Origin of the sequence: Pseudomonas sp. 11/12A, assembly GCF_000800055.1 — a bacterium.
Lineage (GTDB): Bacteria > Pseudomonadota > Gammaproteobacteria > Pseudomonadales > Pseudomonadaceae > Aquipseudomonas > Aquipseudomonas mohnii.
Genome location: NZ_JUGV01000001.1, coordinates 1,422,102 through 1,440,196 on the forward strand (window position 1 = coordinate 1,422,102; position 18,095 = coordinate 1,440,196).

Below are 18,095 nucleotides of genomic sequence, written 5' to 3' on the forward strand. Positions count from 1 at the left end.
TGCGTATAAAAAATAATCAGAACGCAGATATACCTGTGTTCACTGGTTGAATCGTCATCTGATCAACTATAACTTCAGGTTCCTCCCACCGATAAGCGAGAGTCTTCCATGAGCAATGTCTATACCGTCGCCGTAGTGGTCGGCAGCCTGCGAAAAGAATCGATCAACCGCAAGGTCGCCCTCGCACTGGCGGACCTGGCGCCGGCCAATCTCAAGCTGAACATTGTCGAAATCGGTGACCTGCCGCTCTACAACGAAGACATCGATGGTGCTACACCGCCGGCAGCCTACAGTAGTTTCCGACAACAAGTGAGTTCATCCGACGCAGTGCTGTTCGTCACGCCGGAATACAACCGTTCGGTGCCGGCACCGATGAAGAATGCAATCGATGTCGGTTCGCGTCCCTATGGCAAGAGTGCCTGGAGCGGCAAACCGGGGGCGGTGATCAGTGTTTCACCGGGTGCGATCGGCGGATTCGGTGCCAACCATCACTTGCGTCAGTCCATGGTGTTTCTCAACGTGCCGTTGATGCAGCAGCCGGAAGCCTACCTGGGCGGTGCCGGTTCGGCGTTCGACGAGGCGGGCAAACTGTCGGAGTCGGTCAAGCCGTTCCTGCAGAGCTTCATCAATGCCTATGGTCAGTGGGTGGAGCAGCACAAGAAAGTCTGAGGTCGTTCGTGTCCCGAGGGAGTTTGCCTGTGGCAGAGGGGGCAGGCTTCCCTTGACAGGCATGTTCCCTGTCACGCAGGCACAACAGTATTGAGTCTATCGTCGCCGTTGCCATGCACGGCGGCTCTACTTCAGAATCCCTGCCGGTCCGCCCCCTCGCTCAAGGCTGTTTCGCATGCTCGCCGCTTCATTGATTTTTCTCCTGACCATTACCCTGGTGATCTGGCAGCCCAAAGGCCTTGGTGTCGGCTGGAGCGCGGTGCTGGGTGCCGTGCTGGCGCTGATTTTCGGCGTGGTGCACCTGAGTGACATTCCGCTGGTGTGGCAGATCATCTGGAACGCCACTGGTACCTTTGTCGCGCTGATCATCATCAGCCTGTTGCTGGACGAAGCCGGGCTGTTTGCCTGGGCGGCGTTGCATGTAGCCCGTTGGGGACGGGGCAACGGGCGAAAGTTGTTTGCCTACATGGTGCTGCTCGGCGCACTGGTTTCGGCGCTGTTCGCCAATGACGGCGCGGCGCTGATACTGACGCCCATCGTGATTTCCATGTTGCTGGCGTTGCGCTTTTCGCCGACGGCAACCCTGGCGTTTGTCATGGGGGCCGGTTTCATTGCCGATACCGCGAGCCTGCCCCTGGTGGTGTCGAACCTGGTGAACATCGTTTCAGCGGACTTCTTCAAGATTGGTTTCAACCGCTATGCGGCGGTGATGATTCCGGTCAACCTGGTCAGCGTTGCCGCGACCCTGGCGGTGCTGATGTGGTTTTTCCGGCGCGACATTCCCCGGGATTACGACCCCGAGCAACTGGAGCACCCGGCGTCCGCCATTCACGACAAGGCAACGTTCTACGCCGGTTGGGCGGTGCTGGTGATTCTGTTGCTCGGTTGTTTTGCACTGGAACCGCTGGGCATTCCGATCAGTGCGATCTCGGCGGTGTGCGCGGCCTTGCTGCTGGCCATCGCTGCCCGTGGGCACAAGATCTCCACGCGCAAGGTCATGAAGGAAGCCCCATGGCATATCGTGATTTTTTCGCTGGGCATGTATTTGGTGGTCTATGGCCTGCGTAACGCCGGGCTGACCGGGTATCTGGCGGGCTGGCTGGACATTTTCGCCGGATACGGCGTCTGGGGCGCGGCGCTGGGCACGGGGGTGCTGACGGCGTTGTTGTCATCGATCATGAATAACCTGCCGACGGTGTTGATTGGCCTGCTGTCCATTGATGCGAGCCAGGCGACGGGGGTGGTGAAAGAAGCGATGATCTACGCCAACGTCATTGGCAGCGATCTGGGCCCGAAAATCACCCCGATTGGCAGTCTGGCGACACTTTTGTGGTTGCATGTGCTGGAGCGCAAGAACATCCGGATTGGCTGGGGGTATTACTTCAAGGTCGGGATCGTGTTGACCGTGCCGGTGTTGCTGGTGACCTTGGCGGCGCTGGCGGTGCGGTTGTCCGTTTAACGTCGCCGCAATCGCGAGCAGGCTCGCTCCCACAGGGCAATGCATTCAAGGTGGGAGCGAGCTTGCTCGCGATAGGGCCACTACATTTGTCATAAAATCCGGATCAACCCTGTCCCGGCACATCCGGCCAAAGATCCGCCACCAGAAACAATCGTTCGGCTTCCTCCCAGTCGCCGTGGGCATTTTCCACCAGTCGCACCAGCAACTGCGCCGGGGCCAGCGGCTCCAGATCGCTCAGCCACGCGTCCAACTGCTCGGCGCTCCACGTCTGCTCGGCCGGGTAGTGCGCTGGCGCCAGCCATGCATGGCGGGGCAGGGGTTGCCAGCGGCCAGGCGGACTCTGGGCCGCGAATTCGGCCCAGTCCTTTTGGTGCAGCCAGCGACCACGCAAATGCTGCGGATGCGCACCCCTGGGGGGTGTGGCTTTCCCCGGCCAGGGATAAAGCAAATAACCGCCCAGCCACAAATGAGCGCTGAACTCGCGGATATCCAGCGCCTCCAGCACTTCGCGGCTTTCCGGGCGCGCGGAAATCGGCAGCTGATGCTGGCACAGGTGCGCCAGTTTGCGGTCCAGCCGATCATGGCAGCCGGGGCCGAGCCATTGCGCGGCATCGTGGCCGTCGCCGTTTTGCGGCCCCAGGTACAGCTTGATTGCCAGCTCCAGGTGATGCACGCCGTCGCGATCACGCAGCAGCATGTCCAGCTCGCCGAGGGTGTGGCCTTCGCGACGAATCGGCATGTTGGCGGCAATCAACTCGATGCCGGGCGCGTGCTGCACGGCATATTGCCAGAGACGCTCGTAGTACAGGCCCAGGCGCCGGGTGCGGGCCTGGGCCAGCCAATGCAGCAAGTCATAACTGTCCCGGTCCAGTTGTCGCAGCCAGTGTTGCAGGCGTTCCGGCGCCTGTACCCAGTCACTGCCGGCCAGCGGATGGCGCTGCGGCCACGGGGTGTCGCTGAGCATCGGCGGCGCCAGGATGACCCACGCCAGGTCGCGCACTTCGGGGTGGCGCAACTGATGGGGTAACTGCAATAAATCTGGAAATAGGATCATCTTGCGAGCATAGCCCGAAACCGGAAGCTACCTTGAGGCTGAAAGGATTTTGTCTATCCGCGGCTTTCGCCCATAATCGTGCTTTTCGCCGTCGCTGCCCTTCCTTAGGAGCCCCATGGAGCAATTTCGCAATATCGGCATCATCGGTCGCCTGGGCAGTTCTCAGGTGCTGGATACCGTCCGCCGACTGAAACGCTTTCTGCTCGATCGTCACCTGCACGTGATTCTCGAAGACACCATCGCCGAAGTCCTGCCGGGCCATGGCCTGCAGACCTCGTCGCGCAAGATGCTCGGCGAAGTCTGTGACATGGTGATTGTGGTGGGTGGGGATGGCAGCCTGCTGGGCGCGGCCCGTGCGCTGGCCAGGCACAATATTCCGGTACTGGGCATCAACCGGGGCAGCCTGGGTTTCCTGACTGACATTCGCCCCGATGAGCTGGAAATCAAGGTCGCCGAAGTGCTCGACGGCCACTATCTGGTGGAAAACCGCTTTCTGTTACAAGCCGAAGTCCGGCGCCACGCCGAGGCCATCGGTCAGGGCGACGCGCTCAATGACGTGGTGCTGCACCCCGGCAAATCCACACGGATGATCGAATTCGAGCTGTACATCGATGGCCAGTTCGTCTGCAGCCAGAAGGCCGACGGCCTGATCGTCGCGACGCCGACGGGGTCGACGGCCTATGCGCTTTCCGCGGGTGGCCCGATCATGCACCCCAAGCTCGACGCTATTGTGATTGTGCCGATGTACCCCCATACCCTGTCAGGCAGGCCAATCGTGGTCGATGGCAACAGTGAGCTGAAAATCGTCGTGTCCAAGGATATGCAGATTTACCCGCAAGTCTCGTGCGACGGGCAGAACCACTTTACCTGTGCGCCCGGCGACACCATCACCGTCAGCAAGAAAGCCCAGAAGCTGCGGCTGATTCACCCGCTCGACCACAACTATTATGAAGTCTGCCGAACCAAACTCGGCTGGGGCAGCAAGTTGGGGGGTGGAGGCGACTGATGCTCGATCCCGCGCGTAGCTACGACCTGATCGGTGACGTGCATGGTTGCACTCTGACCCTGGAGCACTTGCTCGACCGACTGGGTTATCACAAACAAGCCGGCGTCTGGCGCCACGCTTCGCGCATGGCGGTGTTCGTCGGTGACATCATCGACCGCGGCCCGCGGATTCGCGAGGCGCTGCACATCGTCCACGACATGGTCGAGGCCGGCCAGGCGCTGTGCATCATGGGCAACCACGAGTTCAACGCGTTGGGCTGGTGCACGCCGGCACTCCCTGGCAGCGGCAAGCAGTTCGTGCGCGAACACACCCCGCGCCATGCCCGGTTGCTCCAGGAAACCCTGACCCAGTTCGAGCATCATCCGGCGGACTGGCATGACTTTCAGCAATGGTTCTATGAACTGCCGTTGTTCGTCGATGCCGGGCGTTTCCGGGTGGTGCATGCCTGTTGGGACGCGAGTTTGATCGAACCGTTGCGGGCGCTGTTCCCCAATGGTTGCGTCGATGAGCACTTCCTTCAGGCGTCGGCCATGCCGGGCAGCTTCGCCTGCACCGTGTTCGACCGATTGCTGCGCGGCACCGACATGCGTTTGCCCCATGGTCTGACCATGACCAGCGGCGATGGCCTGACACGCTCGTTCTTCCGTACCAAGTTCTGGGAAGACGATCCGCAAACCTACGGAGACATCGTGTTCCAGCCTGACGCCTTGCCCGACCCGGTGGCCCGCACGCCACTGACGTCAACCGAGAAAAACAACTTGCTGCGCTATGGCATCGACGAACCGTTGCTGTTCGTCGGTCATTACTGGCGCAGCGGCAAACCGGCACCGATTCGTCCGAACCTCGCGTGCCTGGATTACAGCGCCGTGCTCTACGGCAAACTCGTCGCCTATCGCCTGGACCAGGAAACTCGCCTCGATCCGCATAAGTTCGTCTGGGTCGACGTCGAGCGCCCGGAGGTACTGCAATGACGAATGTCGCTGTATTGCGACTGCCGCTGGCGGTGGATTTGAGCGGGTTCGTCAAGTTGCTGCAACGCATGCAGGTACCGCATCGGGTCAGTGAGGAGTCGGGCGAGCAGGTGTTGTGGGTGCCGGCGAACATCAGTGAAGACGTCCGGGTGTTGTACGAACGCTATCCGGCGGGTGACCCCGATGAGCAACTGGCCATCCCGGTGGCCCGAACGGTTCGCCGGCCGAGCTTCGCCTTGCAGCTTCGGCATGCAAAAGGCACGGCGCTGATACTGCTGCTCAGCCTGCTCGTCGGTGTCGTGACCTTGCTGGGCGATAACCTTGCCACCATGCGCTGGCTGACCTTCCTCGATTATCACGTCGTCGGTGAGTACATCCACTTCGTGCCATTGGCCGACAGCTTGGCGGCGGGGCAGTGGTGGCGCCTGGTGACGCCGATGCTGATCCATTTCGGCATCCTGCACCTGGCCATGAATGGCATGTGGTACTGGGAGCTGGGGCGGCGCATCGAATCGCGTCAGGGCACTGTCAATTTGATCGGTCTGACCTTGCTGTTCAGCCTCGTGTCCAATTTTTCCCAGTTCGTATTCGGCGGCCCGACCCTGTTTGGCGGCTTGTCCGGGGTGCTGTACGGCCTGCTCGGGCATTGCTGGATTTTCCAGATATTGTCGCCGAACGCCGCCTATCGCCTGCCCCGTGGGGTACTGGTGATGATGCTGGTGTGGCTGCTGCTGTGCCTGTCCGGGCTGGTCTCGATGATCGGCTTCGGTGAAATCGCCAACGCGGCCCACGTCGGCGGGTTGCTCGTCGGATGCCTGACCGGTTTGTTGGGTGGTTTGTACAACCGCCGTAAACTGGCCGCCTGAAACAGTTATGTACATAGAGAGCGCGGAGACCCAATGTCCTCTTTTAACGAAATGATCAAAAACATCACCCCGGACATCTACCAGAGCCTGAAACTGGCGGTGGAAATCGGTAAATGGTCCGACGGTGGCAAGCTCACCGCCGAGCAGCGCGAGCTGTCGCTGCAAGCGATGATCGCCTGGGAAATCAAGAACCTGCCCGAAGAAGAGCGTACTGGCTACATGGGGCCGCAGGAGTGCAGCTCCAAATCGATTCAAGTGCCCAATATCCTGTTCAAGTCGGATGCCATCCATTGATCGAGATTGGCCGCGGTGCAATCAGTAAAATGTCGGCGCGCCTGGACGGGCCGAACGTGCAATACGCATTTCGTCTGGGCGACGTCGAGGTACCGGTCAACCCCTTGATTGGCACCACGGTTCGCCTGGAATACCTGGGGTCGATCCACTGCACCCATTGCGGACGCAAGACCAAAACCAGTTTCAGCCAGGGCTACTGCTACCCCTGCATGACCAAGCTGGCCCAGTGTGACGTGTGCATCATGAGCCCGGAGCGCTGCCATTACGACGCCGGCACTTGCCGTGAGCCGCAGTGGGGCGAGCAGTTCTGCATGACCGATCACATCGTGTACCTGTCGAACTCTTCCGGAGTGAAAGTCGGGATCACCCGTGCCACCCAGCTGCCGACCCGCTGGATCGACCAGGGCGCCAGCCAGGCCTTGCCGATCATGCGCGTCTCGACCCGCCAGCAATCGGGCTTTGTCGAGGACCTGTTCCGCAGTCAGGTGGCGGACAAGACCAATTGGCGCGCGCTGCTCAAGGGTGATGCGGTGCCGGTGAACCTGGCAGAAGTTCGCGACCAGTTGTTCGACAGCTGCGCCGAGGGGCTGCAAGGCTTGCAGCAGCGGTTCGGCCTGCAGGCGATTCAGACCGTCGCCGATGTCGAACCGCTCGAAATCCGCTACCCGGTCGAGCAGTATCCGGCCAAGATCGTCAGCTTCAACCTGGACAAGCAGCCCATTGCCGAAGGCACGCTGATGGGGATCAAGGGCCAGTACCTGATCTTCGACACCGGCGTGATCAACATTCGTAAATACACGGCTTATCAGCTCGCCGTGCATCAGTAAGGACTCCAGCATGCGCACCGAACAACCGAAGATGATCTACCTCAAGGACTATCAGGCTCCCGAGTACCTGATCGACGAAACGCACCTGACCTTCGAGTTGTTCGAGGACCACAGCCTGGTCCATGCGCAACTGGTGATGCGCCGTAACCCCGAGCGTGGTCCGGGCCTGCCGCCGTTGGTGCTGGACGGTCAACAACTGGAACTGCTGTCGGTGACGCTGGCCGATCGCGAGCTGGGCATCGCCGATTACCAGTTGACCGAGAATCATCTGACCCTGCACCCGACCAGTACCACCTTCACGGTCGATACCAGCGTCAGGATCCACCCGGAAACCAACACCGCGCTGGAAGGCCTGTACAAATCCGGCACGATGTTCTGCACCCAGTGCGAGGCCGAAGGTTTCCGCAAGATCACCTATTACCTCGACCGTCCGGACGTAATGAGCACGTTCACCACCACCGTGGTCGCCGAGCAGCACAGCTATCCGGTGCTGCTGTCCAACGGCAACCCGATTGCCTCGGGGCCCGGCGAAGATGGCCGGCACTGGGCGACCTGGGAGGACCCGTTCAAGAAACCGGCGTACCTGTTCGCGCTGGTGGCCGGTGATCTGTGGTGTGTCGAAGACACCTTTACCACCATGACCAAGCGCAACGTGGCGCTGCGCATTTACGTCGAGCCGGAAAACATCGACAAATGCCAGCACGCCATGAACAGCCTGAAGAAATCCATGCGTTGGGATGAAGAGGTCTACGGTCGCGAATACGATCTGGACATCTTCATGATCGTCGCCGTGAACGACTTCAACATGGGCGCCATGGAGAACAAGGGCCTCAACATCTTCAACTCCAGCGCCGTGCTGGCCCGGGCCGAAACCGCCACCGACGCCGCGCACCAGCGGGTCGAGGCGATCGTTGCCCACGAATACTTCCACAACTGGTCGGGCAACCGCGTGACCTGCCGCGACTGGTTCCAGTTGTCGCTCAAGGAAGGTTTCACGGTTTTCCGCGATTCGCATTTCTCCGCCGACATGAACTCGGCCACGGTCAAGCGCATCCAGGACGTGGCGTACCTGCGCACGCACCAGTTCGCCGAAGACGCCGGCCCCATGGCCCACGCGGTGCGCCCGGACAGCTTCATCGAGATTTCCAACTTCTACACCCTGACCGTGTACGAAAAGGGTTCGGAAGTGGTCGGGATGATCCATACCTTGCTCGGTGCCGAAGGTTTCCGTAAAGGCAGCGACCTGTACTTCGAACGCCACGACGGTCAGGCCGTGACCTGCGACGACTTCATCAAGGCCATGGAAGATGCCAACGGCGTCGACCTGACCCAGTTCAAGCGCTGGTACAGCCAGGCGGGCACCCCACGTCTGGCGGTGAGCGAGTCCTACGACGCAGCGGCCCGGACCTACAGCCTGACCTTCCGCCAGAGCTGCCCGGAAACCCCGGACAAGGTCGAGAAGCTGCCGTTCGTGATCCCGGTCGAACTGGGCCTGCTGGACAGCCAGGGCAACGAAATGGCCTTGCGCCTACAGGGCGAAGCCAGCGCCCAGGGCGCTACCCGTGTCCTTTCTGTGACCGAAGCCGACCAGACCTTCACCTTCGTCGACATCGCAGAACAGCCGCTGCCTTCGCTGCTGCGTGGCTTCTCGGCGCCGGTGAAACTGAGCTTCCCGTACAACCGCGACCAGTTGATGTTCCTGATGCAGCACGACAGCGACGGGTTCAATCGTTGGGATGCCGGCCAGCAACTGTCGGTACAAGTGCTGCAGGAACTGATTGCCCAGCAGCAGAAGGGCGAAGCGCTGGTGCTCGATCAGCGTCTGGTTTCGGCCTTGCGCACCGTGCTGTCCGACGAGTCGCTGGATCAAGCGATGGTCGCGGAAATGCTCTCGCTGCCAAGCGAAGCCTACCTGACCGAAATCAGCGAAGTGGCCGACGTCGAGGCCATTCACATCGCCCGCGAGTTTGCCCGCAAGCAACTGGCCGAAGCGTTGTTCGAAGGCCTGTGGCTGCGTTATCAGGCTAACCGCGAGCTGTCGAAGCAAACCCCGTATGTGGCCGAAGCCGAGCATTTCGCTCGCCGTGCGCTGCAAAACATTGCGTTGTCGTACCTGATGCTCAGCGGCAAGCCTGAAGTCCTGGCGGCGACCCTGGAGCAGTTCGACACCTGCGACAACATGACCGAGCGCCTGACCGCACTCGCAGTGTTGGTCAACTCTCCGTTCGAAGAGCAGAAGGCCAAGGCACTGGCCAGTTTCGCCGAGCACTTCAAGGACAACCCGCTGGTCATGGATCAGTGGTTCAGTGTCCAGGCCGGCAGTGTGTTGCCGGGCGGCCTGGCGCGGGTCAAGGCGTTGATGCAGCATCCGGCGTTCAACATCAAGAACCCGAACAAGGTGCGGGCACTGGTGGGCGCATTCGCGGGGCAAAACCTGATCAACTTCCATGCGGCCGACGGTTCCGGGTATCGCTTCCTGGCAGACCTGGTGATCGAGTTGAACGGCTTCAATCCGCAGATCGCGTCTCGCCAACTGGCACCGTTGACCCGCTGGCGCAAATACGACAGCGCCCGTCAGGCGTTGATGAAAGGCGAACTGGAGCGCATCCGTGCTTCGGGTCAACTGTCCAGCGATGTGTTTGAAGTGGTCAGCAAAAGCCTGGCGTGATGCCTTTTGCGCGGAGTGCCATGGACTCCGCGATGCCTTGATTGCCAGCAAGCGCGCTTCCACAGGGTTCAGCCTGATCCTTGTGGGAGCCAGCCTGCTGGCGATGCTCGTCAACGATAACGCCTGTGACCTGAAAAGCGCGGCGCACTTGAGTCCATCGTCGGAACGCCGCCCGGAGCCGGCTCGCGATGATGTCGGCCCAGACATCATCATCCTTCCTGATACCCCCTCATTCACCTGCACCCGTTAGCCCTGCAGTTAACAAAACATAACGTGCCGTCGATTGTCAGCCCTTCAAAAACACCGATAGGATAAGCCAGCTTCCGAAGGGGCTCTGGATTGCGGGTTTCGGGACTATGCTCCGAAATAGCCAATCGCAACGAGCACCCTGTCGGCGCCCTGAAAGGTTGAATGACCTAACAATAATAATGGGGGATGGTCTATGAGTGAGCCTGTCATGGGTGTGGGTATTTGCCGCCCGCCGGCATTACGCAAATTCGCGTTGCTGGCCACAGCGCTCTCGCTGTTTGGCTGTGCCGTGGCGTCGGCACCCGTGCTGGCCGCAGACGCGCCGGCATCCGACGTTGTTTATTCCGTTGAATCGGCCAAGGCCAGTAAAAGCCTGATACTCGATGTCGTGCACGCCGGCCCGCGCCTGGTGGCGGTCGGGGATCGCGGGCACATCCTGTATTCCGACGACAAAGGTACGACCTGGCTTCAGGCCAAGGTGCCCACCCGGCAACTGCTGACATCGGTGTTTTTTGTCGATGACAAACACGGTTGGGCCGTCGGTCATGACGCGCAGATCCTCGCCAGCGAGGACGGTGGCGTCACCTGGACCAAGCAATTCGAAGATCTCAAACGCGAATCGCCGCTGCTCGATGTCTGGTTCAAGGACGTCAACAGTGGCTTTGCCGTGGGCGCCTATGGGGCGTTGATGGAAACCACCGACGGCGGCAAACACTGGGAAGACGCCAGCGATCGCCTGGACAACGAAGACCAGTACCATCTCAACGCCATCACGGCGGTCAAGGATGCCGGGCTGTTCATCGTTGGCGAGCAGGGCAGCATGTTCCGCTCCGCCGATGGGGGCCAGACCTGGGAAAAACTCGAAGGCCCGTACCAGGGCTCGCTGTTTGGAGTGCTCGGCACCGCACAGGCCAATACGCTGCTGGCTTACGGGCTGCGCGGCAATCTCTATCGCTCCACCGATTTCGGCAGCACCTGGCAGCAAATCGAACTCAAGGCTGAACGCGGAGACCTGGAATTCGGTCTGTCCGGCGGCACGCTGCTCGATGACGGTTCGATCGTGATCGTCGGCAACGGCGGTTCGGTGATCAGCAGCAGCGACAACGGCGAGACTTTCAGCGTATTCAATCGTCGGGATCGCATTTCCCTCTCGTCGGTCGCTGCCGCCGGGAATGGCAATCTGATTCTGACCGGACAGGGCGGCGTTCACGCCACTTCGCCAAACGGCGCCGAGCTGGGCAAATGAGCCGGGTTAATAATAAGAAGGCGGGGCTATGACTTCCTTGAGCACTCATCATCAGGACAAGGCGACGTTTCTTGAGCGCCTGATCTTCAACAACCGCCCGGCAGTGATCACGATCTGCCTGCTGGTCAGCATCTTCCTGTTCTGGCAGGCGACGCTGATCCGGCCATCCACCAGCTTCGAGAAAATGATCCCGCTCGAGCATCCGTTCATTCAAAAGATGATGGAGCACCGCAACGATCTGGCGAACCTGGGCAACACCGTGCGGATTTCCGTGGAAGCCACCGACGGTGACATCTTCTCCAAGGAATACATGGAGACCCTGCGTCAGATCAACGACGAGGTGTTCTACATCTCCGGCGTCGACCGTTCCGGCCTGAAGTCGCTGTGGAGCCCGAGCGTGCGCTGGACCGAAGTGACCGAGGAGGGCTTCGCCGGTGGTGAAGTGATCCCGCAGAGTTATAACGGCTCCCAGGCCAGCCTCGACTTGCTGCGCAACAACGTGCTCAAGTCCGGACAGGTCGGGCGCCTGGTGTCCAACGACTTCAAGTCGAGCATCGTCGACATCCCGCTGCTGGAGGCCTACCCGGACCCGCAGGACCAGGGCAAGTTGCTGGCGCTGGACTACCGCAAGTTTTCCCACGAACTCGAAGACAAGATCCGTAACAAGTTCGAGGCGCAGAACCCCAACATCAAGATCCACATCGTCGGTTTCGCCAAGAAAGTGGGCGACCTGATCGATGGCCTGGTGATGGTGGTGATGTTCTTCGGCATCGCCTTCGTCATCACGCTGATCCTGCTGTACTGGTTCACCAACTGCATGCGCAGTACGGTGGCCGTGTTGAGTACGACGCTGGTGGCGGTGGTCTGGCAGCTCGGGTTGATGCACTTCTTCGGCTTCGGGCTTGATCCCTACTCGATGCTGGTGCCGTTCCTGATCTTCGCCATTGGTATTTCCCATGGCGTACAGAAGATCAACGGCATTGCCCTGCAATCCAGCGATGCGGACAACGCCCTGACTGCTGCGCGCCGCACCTTCCGCCAACTGTTCCTGCCGGGGATGATCGCGATTCTCGCGGATGCGGTGGGGTTCATCACGTTGCTGATCATCGACATCGGCGTGATCCGCGAGCTGGCCATTGGCGCGTCGATCGGCGTGGCGGTGATCGTGTTCACCAACCTCATCCTGCTGCCGGTGGCGATCTCCTACGTCGGCATCAGCAAGCGCGCCGTGGAACGCAGCAAGAAGGATGCTCACCGCGAACACCCGTTCTGGCGTCTGCTGGCCAATTTTGCCAGTGCCAAAGTCGCGCCGGTGTCCGTCCTGCTGGCACTGATCGCCTTCGGTGGCGGCCTCTGGTACAGCCAGAACCTGAAAATCGGTGACCTCGACCAAGGGGCGCCGGAGCTGCGTCCGGACTCGCGTTACAACAAGGACAACAACTTCATCATCAGCAACTACTCCACCAGCTCCGATGTGTTGGTGGTGATGGTCAAGACCAAGGCCGAAGGCTGCTCGCGCTACGAAGCCATGGCACCGATCGACGAACTGATGTGGAAGATGCAGAACACCGAGGGCGTGCAGTCGGCGATTTCCCTGGTGACTGTGTCCAAGCAAATGATCAAGGGCATGAACGAGGGCAACCTGAAGTGGGAAACCCTGTCGCGTAACCCGGACGTGCTGAACAACTCCATTGCCCGGGCCGATGGTCTGTACAACAACAGTTGTTCCCTGGCGCCGGTACTGGTGTTCCTCAACGATCACAAGGCCGAGACCCTGAATCGCGCCGTGCATGCGGTGCAGGAGTTCGCCAAGGCAAACAACAAGGAGGGTCTGGAATTCATCCTCGCCGCCGGTAACGCCGGTATCGAGGCGGCCACCAACGAGGTGATCAAGGAATCCGAGCTGACCATCCTGATCCTGGTCTACATCTGCGTGGCGACCATGTGCATGATCACCTTCCGTTCCTGGGCGGCGACCTTGTGTATCGTGCTGCCGCTGGTGCTGACATCGGTGCTTGGTAACGCCCTGATGGCCTTCATGGGCATCGGCGTGAAAGTCGCGACCCTGCCGGTCGTGGCGCTCGGGGTGGGGATTGGCGTGGACTACGGCATCTACATCTACAGTCGCCTGGAAAGCTTCCTGCGTGCCGGCCTGCCGCTGCAAGAGGCGTACTACCAGACGCTAAAGTCCACCGGTAAGGCCGTACTGTTCACCGGTCTGTGCCTGGCCATCGGCGTGTGCACCTGGATCTTCTCGGCCATCAAGTTCCAGGCCGACATGGGGCTGATGCTGACCTTCATGCTGCTCTGGAACATGTTCGGTGCACTCTGGCTGCTGCCAGCACTGGCACGCTTCCTGATCAAGCCGGAGAAACTGGCGGGGCAGAAGGGCAATTCGCTGTTTGCTCACTGATCCAGTTGAAATGAAAAAGCCGCAACCCTGGTTGCGGCTTTTTTATTTCTCACATTCACACCAGCCCCTGTGGGAGCGGGCTTGCCCGCGATAGCGGAATATCGATCGATACCAATGTTGAATGTTCAGGCGCCATCGCGGGCAAGCCCGCCCCCACAGGGTTCTTCGGTGATCAGGCAGGATCGCTGCCCAGCACCACATTCAATGCGTTACGCGCATCGTCGAGTTGTACCAGGGTCGCATGTCGTGCACCCAGCGCATCGCGATTTTCAATGGCGGTCAAAATCGCCTTGTGCCGTGGCAGCGCCAGTTCATGCAGGTTGGGCCGCTGGTTCGAGTGCTTCAGCGCTTCGGCAATGGCCACGGAGAGCATGTTGCACAGGTTGGCCAGCAAGTCGTTGTGGGTTGCGTCGGCGATGCGGCTGTGGAAGTCCAGGTCCGGTTGCAACAGCGCTTCTGGCGTTGGCGCGGCTTCCATGCGTTGGTAGGCCTCACCGATGGACGCGATGTCGGCCTCCGTGGCGAATTGCGCGGCCAGTGCGGCGGCGGCTGGCTCGATGATGCTGCGCACGCTGGTCAGCAGATCGAAGAACTGGTTCTGTGGACTGCTTTGCATCAGCCAATGCAGCACGTCCGGATCAAGCATGTGCCAGTCTTTGCGCGGTTTGACCACGGTGCCGACCCGTGGACGGGAATACACCAGGCCTTTGGCGACCAGCACCCGAGTGGCTTCGCGCAATACCGGCCGGCTGACGGCATATTCCTCGCACAACAGGGCTTCGGCGGGCAGTTTGTCATCGGGCTTGAAGCGTCCGGAGACGATCTGCATGCCCAGTTCCTGGACGATGCGCGAATGCATGCTTTTGCGGTCGGAGGGTTTGCGGTAGTCCATGGGGAACGGCGCGGTCCTGTGCGATGGAGATGCCGGGCATGATAGCAGGCGCGGCGGGTGACGGTCGCTAGAGTGGCGTATAGCGACTGTAGGAGCGAGCCTGCTCGCGATGGACGTGAACGATCACGCGTGCTGTCTGAAAGCACGCGTCGCGTTCAAGTCCATCGCGAGCAGGCTCGCTCCTACAGGGATGGCGGGGTTAGTGGGAGTGACGCGGCACTTCAGCCCCACGGCAACCGACCAGGAAATCGAAGTCGCAACCCTGATCCGCCTGCAAGACATGGTCGATGTACAGCTGGCGATAACCACCCACCAACAATTGCTGCGGCGGTTGCAGATCCGCCATGCGCGCCGCCAGTTCGGCGTCCGGAATGTCCAGGTGCAGGCGGCCGCTGGCGCAATCGAGTTCGATCCAGTCGCCTTCCTTCACCGCCGCCAAGGGGCCGCCCGCAGCCGCTTCCGGCGCTACGTGCAGGACAACGGTGCCATACGCGGTGCCGCTCATGCGTGCATCGGAAATACGCACCATATCGGTTACGCCCTGGGCCAGCAGCTTGGCTGGCAGGCCCATGTTGCCGACCTCGGCCATGCCCGGATAACCCTTGGGGCCGCAGTTTTTCATGACCAGGATCGAGTTGGCGTCGACGTCCAGCTCCGGGTCGTTGATTCGCGCCTTGTACATGTCGAAGTTCTCGAACACCACCGCGCGTCCGCGATGTTGCATCAATTCCGGTGTGGCCGCAGAAGGCTTGAGGACCGCGCCGAGGGGCGCCAGGTTGCCGCGCAACACGCAGATGCCGCCGTCGGCCCGAATCGGGTTGTCGAGGGTGCGGATCACCTCGTCTTCACCGTAGATCGGCGCGTCCTTGGTGTTCTCGCCGATGGACTTGCCGTTGACGGTCAAGGCATTCGGGTTCGGGATCAGATTGGCCTCGCCGAGACGGCGCAGCACCGCCGGCAAACCACCGGCGTAGTAAAACTCTTCCATCAGGAAGCGCCCGGAGGGCTGCAGGTCGACGATGGTCGGCATGCCGCGCCCGATGCGGGTCCAGTCGTCGAGATCCAGTTCCACGCCGATGCGTCCGGCAATGGCTTTGAGGTGAATCACGGCGTTGGTCGAACCGCCAATGGCGGCGTTGACGCGAATGGCGTTTTCGAAGGCTTCCTTGGTCAGGATCTTCGACAGTTTCAGGTCTTCGCGGACCATTTCCACGGCGCGCATGCCGGACATGTGTGCCAGGACATAACGACGCGCATCCACCGCTGGAATCGCCGCGTTGTGGGGCAGGGAAGTGCCGAGTGCTTCCGCCATGCAGGCCATGGTCGAGGCGGTACCCATGGTGTTGCAGGTGCCGGCCGAGCGGGACATGCCGCCCTCGGCCGCGAGGAAATCGTCGATGGTGATGGTGCCGGCCTTGACCTGTTCGCTGAGCTGCCAGACCACGGTGCCCGAGCCAATGTCCTTGCCCTTGTGCTTGCCGTTGAGCATCGGCCCGCCCGTGACGACGATGGCCGGCACGTCGCAACTGGCCGCGCCCATCAACAGCGCCGGGGTGGTTTTGTCGCAGCCGGTCAGCAGCACCACGCCGTCAATCGGGTTGCCACGAATGGCTTCTTCCACGTCCATGCTCGCCAGGTTGCGGGTGAGCATGGCGGTTGGGCGCAGGTTCGATTCGCCGTTGGAGAACACCGGGAACTCCACGGGGAAGCCACCGGCCTCGATCACTCCGCGTTTGACGTGCTCGGCAATCTGGCGGAAATGCGCGTTACACGGAGTCAGTTCCGACCAGGTGTTGCAGATGCCGATGATCGGCTTGCCATGGAACTGGTGGTCGGCGATGCCCTGATTCTTCATCCAGCTGCGGTACATGAAGCCGTTCTTGTCGGCCGTGCCAAACCATTGGGCGGAGCGCAGGGTGGGTTTCTTATCAGACATGATCGATTCTCTTATTGTATGACTATATTGTTCAAGCTTGTGCCTAACATAAGCTCAAATTGCCGTGTTTGGAAGTGTTGTTGAGCAAATAGTATTACTATATAGTCGATTTCAACGGAGGGATGGCCCTGACGGTTTTCCGTGAGAGGCGTCTCCCGAGTTTCTATAAAAACAACAATCGGAGACCGATCTCATGAGCCAGGAACTGCGGCTTATTCGCCGCATCACGCTGAAACTGATTCCCTTCCTGATCCTGCTGTACCTGATCGCCTATGTGGATCGCTCTGCCGTGGGCTTCGCCAAATTGCACATGGGCGCCGACATCGGCCTTGGCGATGCGGCTTACGGAATGGGCGCCGGGCTGTTCTTCATTGGTTACTTCCTGCTGGAAATCCCCAGCAACCTGATGCTCGACCGCTTCGGTGCTCGGCGCTGGTTCGCGCGGATCATGATCACCTGGGGCGCCATCACCATCGGCATGGCCTTCGTCCAGGGGCCGAACAGCTTCTATGTGATGCGTTTCCTGCTCGGTGCAGCCGAAGCCGGGTTCTTTCCGGGCGTTCTCTACTACATCACCCAGTGGTTCCCGGTTCGCCATCGCGGCAAGATCCTCGGGCTGTTTATCCTGTCCCAACCCATCGCGATGATGATCACCGGCCCGGTGTCCGGCGGTTTGCTTGGCATGGACGGCGTGTTCGGGCTGCATGGCTGGCAATGGCTGTTCATCGTCATTGGCACTCCGGCGATCCTGCTGACCTGGCCGGTGCTGCGTCATCTGCCGGACGGCCCGCAACAGGTGAAATGGATGGACCAGGCCGAGAAGGACTGGCTGACCGGCGAGCTGAAAAAAGACCTGGAACAGTACGGCCAGACCCGCCACGGCAACCCGTTGCATGCCCTCAAGGACAAACGCGTGCTGCTGCTGGCGCTGTTCTACCTGCCAGTGACGCTGAGCATTTATGGCCTGGGCCTGTGGCTGCCGACGCTGATCAAGCAGTTTGGCGGCAGTGACCTGGTGACCGGTTTCGTGTCCTCGGTGCCCTACATTTTCGGGATCATCGGCTTGCTGATCATCCCGCGCAGTTCCGACCGTCTGAACGATCGCTACGGTCACCTCGCGGTGCTTTACGTATTGGGTGCCATCGGCTTGTTCTTCAGCGCCTGGCTGTCGGTACCGGTGTTGCAACTGGCGGCGCTTTGCCTGGTGGCATTTGCGCTGTTTTCCTGCACGGCGATTTTCTGGACCTTGCCGGGCCGTTTCTTTGCCGGTGCCAGCGCGGCGGCGGGGATTGCCTTGATCAACTCGGTGGGCAACCTCGGCGGCTACATCGGCCCGTTCGTGATCGGGGCGCTCAAGGAATACACCGGCAACCTGGCCTCGGGTTTGTACTTCCTGTCCGGCGTCATGCTGTTCGGCCTGGTGCTGACCGGCGTGGTCTATCGCTTGCTGGAACGCAAGCATGTACTGCCGGCCGACGAATTTGCCGCCAGTGCGCGTGGGGCAACCCGCACCTGACCCATAACTGCAAATCACCACTATCCCTG

At 60.7% G+C, this 18,095-nt stretch carries 15 protein-coding genes; 12 read left to right on the forward strand and 3 right to left on the reverse strand.

Annotated features, from left to right (window positions below; translation table 11 throughout):
* Positions 1–108: 108 nt before the first annotated feature.
* Both GQ39_RS06605 and GQ39_RS06610 read left to right on the forward strand, forming a co-directional pair.
* Positions 109–669, forward strand: coding sequence for an NADPH-dependent FMN reductase (locus GQ39_RS06605; protein WP_047528337.1), 561 nt, complete (start codon positions 109–111; stop codon positions 667–669).
* 175 nt (positions 670–844) lie between these two features.
* The gene (locus GQ39_RS06610; protein WP_047528339.1) at positions 845–2,128 is read left to right on the forward strand and encodes an arsenic transporter; all 1,284 of its coding nucleotides are present in this window, start codon (positions 845–847) and stop codon (positions 2,126–2,128) included.
* 103 nt (positions 2,129–2,231) lie between these two features.
* Here the strand turns inward: GQ39_RS06610 and GQ39_RS06615 are convergent, their stop codons facing one another.
* Positions 2,232–3,182: a DUF1853 family protein gene (locus GQ39_RS06615; protein ID WP_047528342.1), complete on the reverse strand. Its 951-nt coding sequence runs from the start codon at positions 3,180–3,182 to the stop codon at positions 2,232–2,234.
* Positions 3,183–3,297: 115 nt separating this feature from the next.
* Here GQ39_RS06615 and GQ39_RS06620 point away from each other — a divergent pair, with 115 nt between their 5' ends.
* The 9 genes from GQ39_RS06620 to GQ39_RS06660 all read left to right on the forward strand — a co-directional run bounded on the left by GQ39_RS06620 (position 3,298) and on the right by GQ39_RS06660 (position 13,722).
* Positions 3,298–4,188 carry an NAD(+) kinase gene (locus tag GQ39_RS06620; protein ID WP_047528343.1) on the forward strand — a complete coding sequence of 297 codons (891 nt, stop codon included), beginning with the start codon at positions 3,298–3,300 and terminating at the stop codon, positions 4,186–4,188.
* Positions 4,188–5,159 (forward strand): metallophosphoesterase, encoded by a 972-nt coding sequence (locus GQ39_RS06625; RefSeq protein ID WP_047528345.1) that lies wholly within the window; start codon positions 4,188–4,190, stop codon positions 5,157–5,159. Before GQ39_RS06620 ends, GQ39_RS06625 begins: the two co-directional genes overlap by 1 nt.
* Positions 5,156–6,025 carry a rhomboid family intramembrane serine protease gene (locus GQ39_RS06630; RefSeq protein ID WP_047528346.1) on the forward strand — a complete coding sequence of 290 codons (870 nt, stop codon included), beginning with the start codon at positions 5,156–5,158 and terminating at the stop codon, positions 6,023–6,025. Before GQ39_RS06625 ends, GQ39_RS06630 begins: the two co-directional genes overlap by 4 nt.
* Before the next feature lie 33 nt (positions 6,026–6,058).
* On the forward strand, positions 6,059–6,319 hold the full coding sequence (locus GQ39_RS06635) for a YeaC family protein (protein ID WP_020799300.1): 261 nt from the start codon (positions 6,059–6,061) through the stop codon (positions 6,317–6,319).
* A complete protein-coding gene (locus tag GQ39_RS06640; protein WP_047528348.1) occupies positions 6,316–7,146 on the forward strand; it encodes a DUF2797 domain-containing protein in 831 nt (276 codons plus the stop codon). The genes GQ39_RS06635 and GQ39_RS06640 overlap by 4 nt, the downstream gene beginning before the upstream one ends.
* Before the next feature lie 10 nt (positions 7,147–7,156).
* The gene (gene pepN, locus GQ39_RS06645) at positions 7,157–9,814 is read left to right on the forward strand and encodes an aminopeptidase N (RefSeq protein WP_047528349.1); all 2,658 of its coding nucleotides are present in this window, start codon (positions 7,157–7,159) and stop codon (positions 9,812–9,814) included.
* Between the two features lie 37 nt (positions 9,815–9,851).
* Positions 9,852–10,064, forward strand: a complete 213-nt coding sequence (locus tag GQ39_RS06650; RefSeq protein WP_047528350.1) for a hypothetical protein — start codon at positions 9,852–9,854, stop codon at positions 10,062–10,064.
* Positions 10,065–10,256: 192 nt separating this feature from the next.
* The gene (locus tag GQ39_RS06655) at positions 10,257–11,309 is read left to right on the forward strand and encodes a WD40/YVTN/BNR-like repeat-containing protein (RefSeq protein WP_047528352.1); all 1,053 of its coding nucleotides are present in this window, start codon (positions 10,257–10,259) and stop codon (positions 11,307–11,309) included.
* A 28-nt stretch (positions 11,310–11,337) separates the two neighbouring features.
* Positions 11,338–13,722, forward strand: coding sequence for an efflux RND transporter permease subunit (locus GQ39_RS06660; RefSeq protein WP_047528353.1), 2,385 nt, complete (start codon positions 11,338–11,340; stop codon positions 13,720–13,722).
* 172 nt (positions 13,723–13,894) lie between these two features.
* Here the strand turns inward: GQ39_RS06660 and GQ39_RS06665 are convergent, their stop codons facing one another.
* Positions 13,895–14,614: a FadR/GntR family transcriptional regulator gene (locus GQ39_RS06665; RefSeq protein WP_047528355.1), complete on the reverse strand. Its 720-nt coding sequence runs from the start codon at positions 14,612–14,614 to the stop codon at positions 13,895–13,897.
* A gap of 199 nt (positions 14,615–14,813) precedes the next feature.
* Positions 14,814–16,550 carry an IlvD/Edd family dehydratase gene (locus tag GQ39_RS06670; protein ID WP_011334608.1) on the reverse strand — a complete coding sequence of 579 codons (1,737 nt, stop codon included), beginning with the start codon at positions 16,548–16,550 and terminating at the stop codon, positions 14,814–14,816.
* Positions 16,551–16,743: 193 nt separating this feature from the next.
* Here GQ39_RS06670 and GQ39_RS06675 point away from each other — a divergent pair, with 193 nt between their 5' ends.
* Positions 16,744–18,066, forward strand: a complete 1,323-nt coding sequence (locus GQ39_RS06675; protein WP_047528360.1) for an MFS transporter — start codon at positions 16,744–16,746, stop codon at positions 18,064–18,066.
* Positions 18,067–18,095: the final 29 nt, after the last annotated feature.

Coding starts and splice junctions, on each gene's coding strand:
- GQ39_RS06605 (WP_047528337.1), top strand. CDS start 109: ATGAGCAATGTCTATACCGTCGCCGTAGTGGTCGGCAGCCTGCGAAAA.
- GQ39_RS06610 (WP_047528339.1), top strand. CDS start 845: ATGCTCGCCGCTTCATTGATTTTTCTCCTGACCATTACCCTGGTGATC.
- GQ39_RS06615 (WP_047528342.1), bottom strand. CDS start 3,182: ATGATCCTATTTCCAGATTTATTGCAGTTACCCCATCAGTTGCGCCAC.
- GQ39_RS06620 (WP_047528343.1), top strand. CDS start 3,298: ATGGAGCAATTTCGCAATATCGGCATCATCGGTCGCCTGGGCAGTTCT.
- GQ39_RS06625 (WP_047528345.1), top strand. CDS start 4,188: ATGCTCGATCCCGCGCGTAGCTACGACCTGATCGGTGACGTGCATGGT.
- GQ39_RS06630 (WP_047528346.1), top strand. CDS start 5,156: ATGACGAATGTCGCTGTATTGCGACTGCCGCTGGCGGTGGATTTGAGC.
- GQ39_RS06635 (WP_020799300.1), top strand. CDS start 6,059: ATGTCCTCTTTTAACGAAATGATCAAAAACATCACCCCGGACATCTAC.
- pepN (WP_047528349.1), top strand. CDS start 7,157: ATGCGCACCGAACAACCGAAGATGATCTACCTCAAGGACTATCAGGCT.
- GQ39_RS06655 (WP_047528352.1), top strand. CDS start 10,257: ATGAGTGAGCCTGTCATGGGTGTGGGTATTTGCCGCCCGCCGGCATTA.
- GQ39_RS06660 (WP_047528353.1), top strand. CDS start 11,338: ATGACTTCCTTGAGCACTCATCATCAGGACAAGGCGACGTTTCTTGAG.
- GQ39_RS06665 (WP_047528355.1), bottom strand. CDS start 14,614: ATGGACTACCGCAAACCCTCCGACCGCAAAAGCATGCATTCGCGCATC.
- GQ39_RS06670 (WP_011334608.1), bottom strand. CDS start 16,550: ATGTCTGATAAGAAACCCACCCTGCGCTCCGCCCAATGGTTTGGCACG.
- GQ39_RS06675 (WP_047528360.1), top strand. CDS start 16,744: ATGAGCCAGGAACTGCGGCTTATTCGCCGCATCACGCTGAAACTGATT.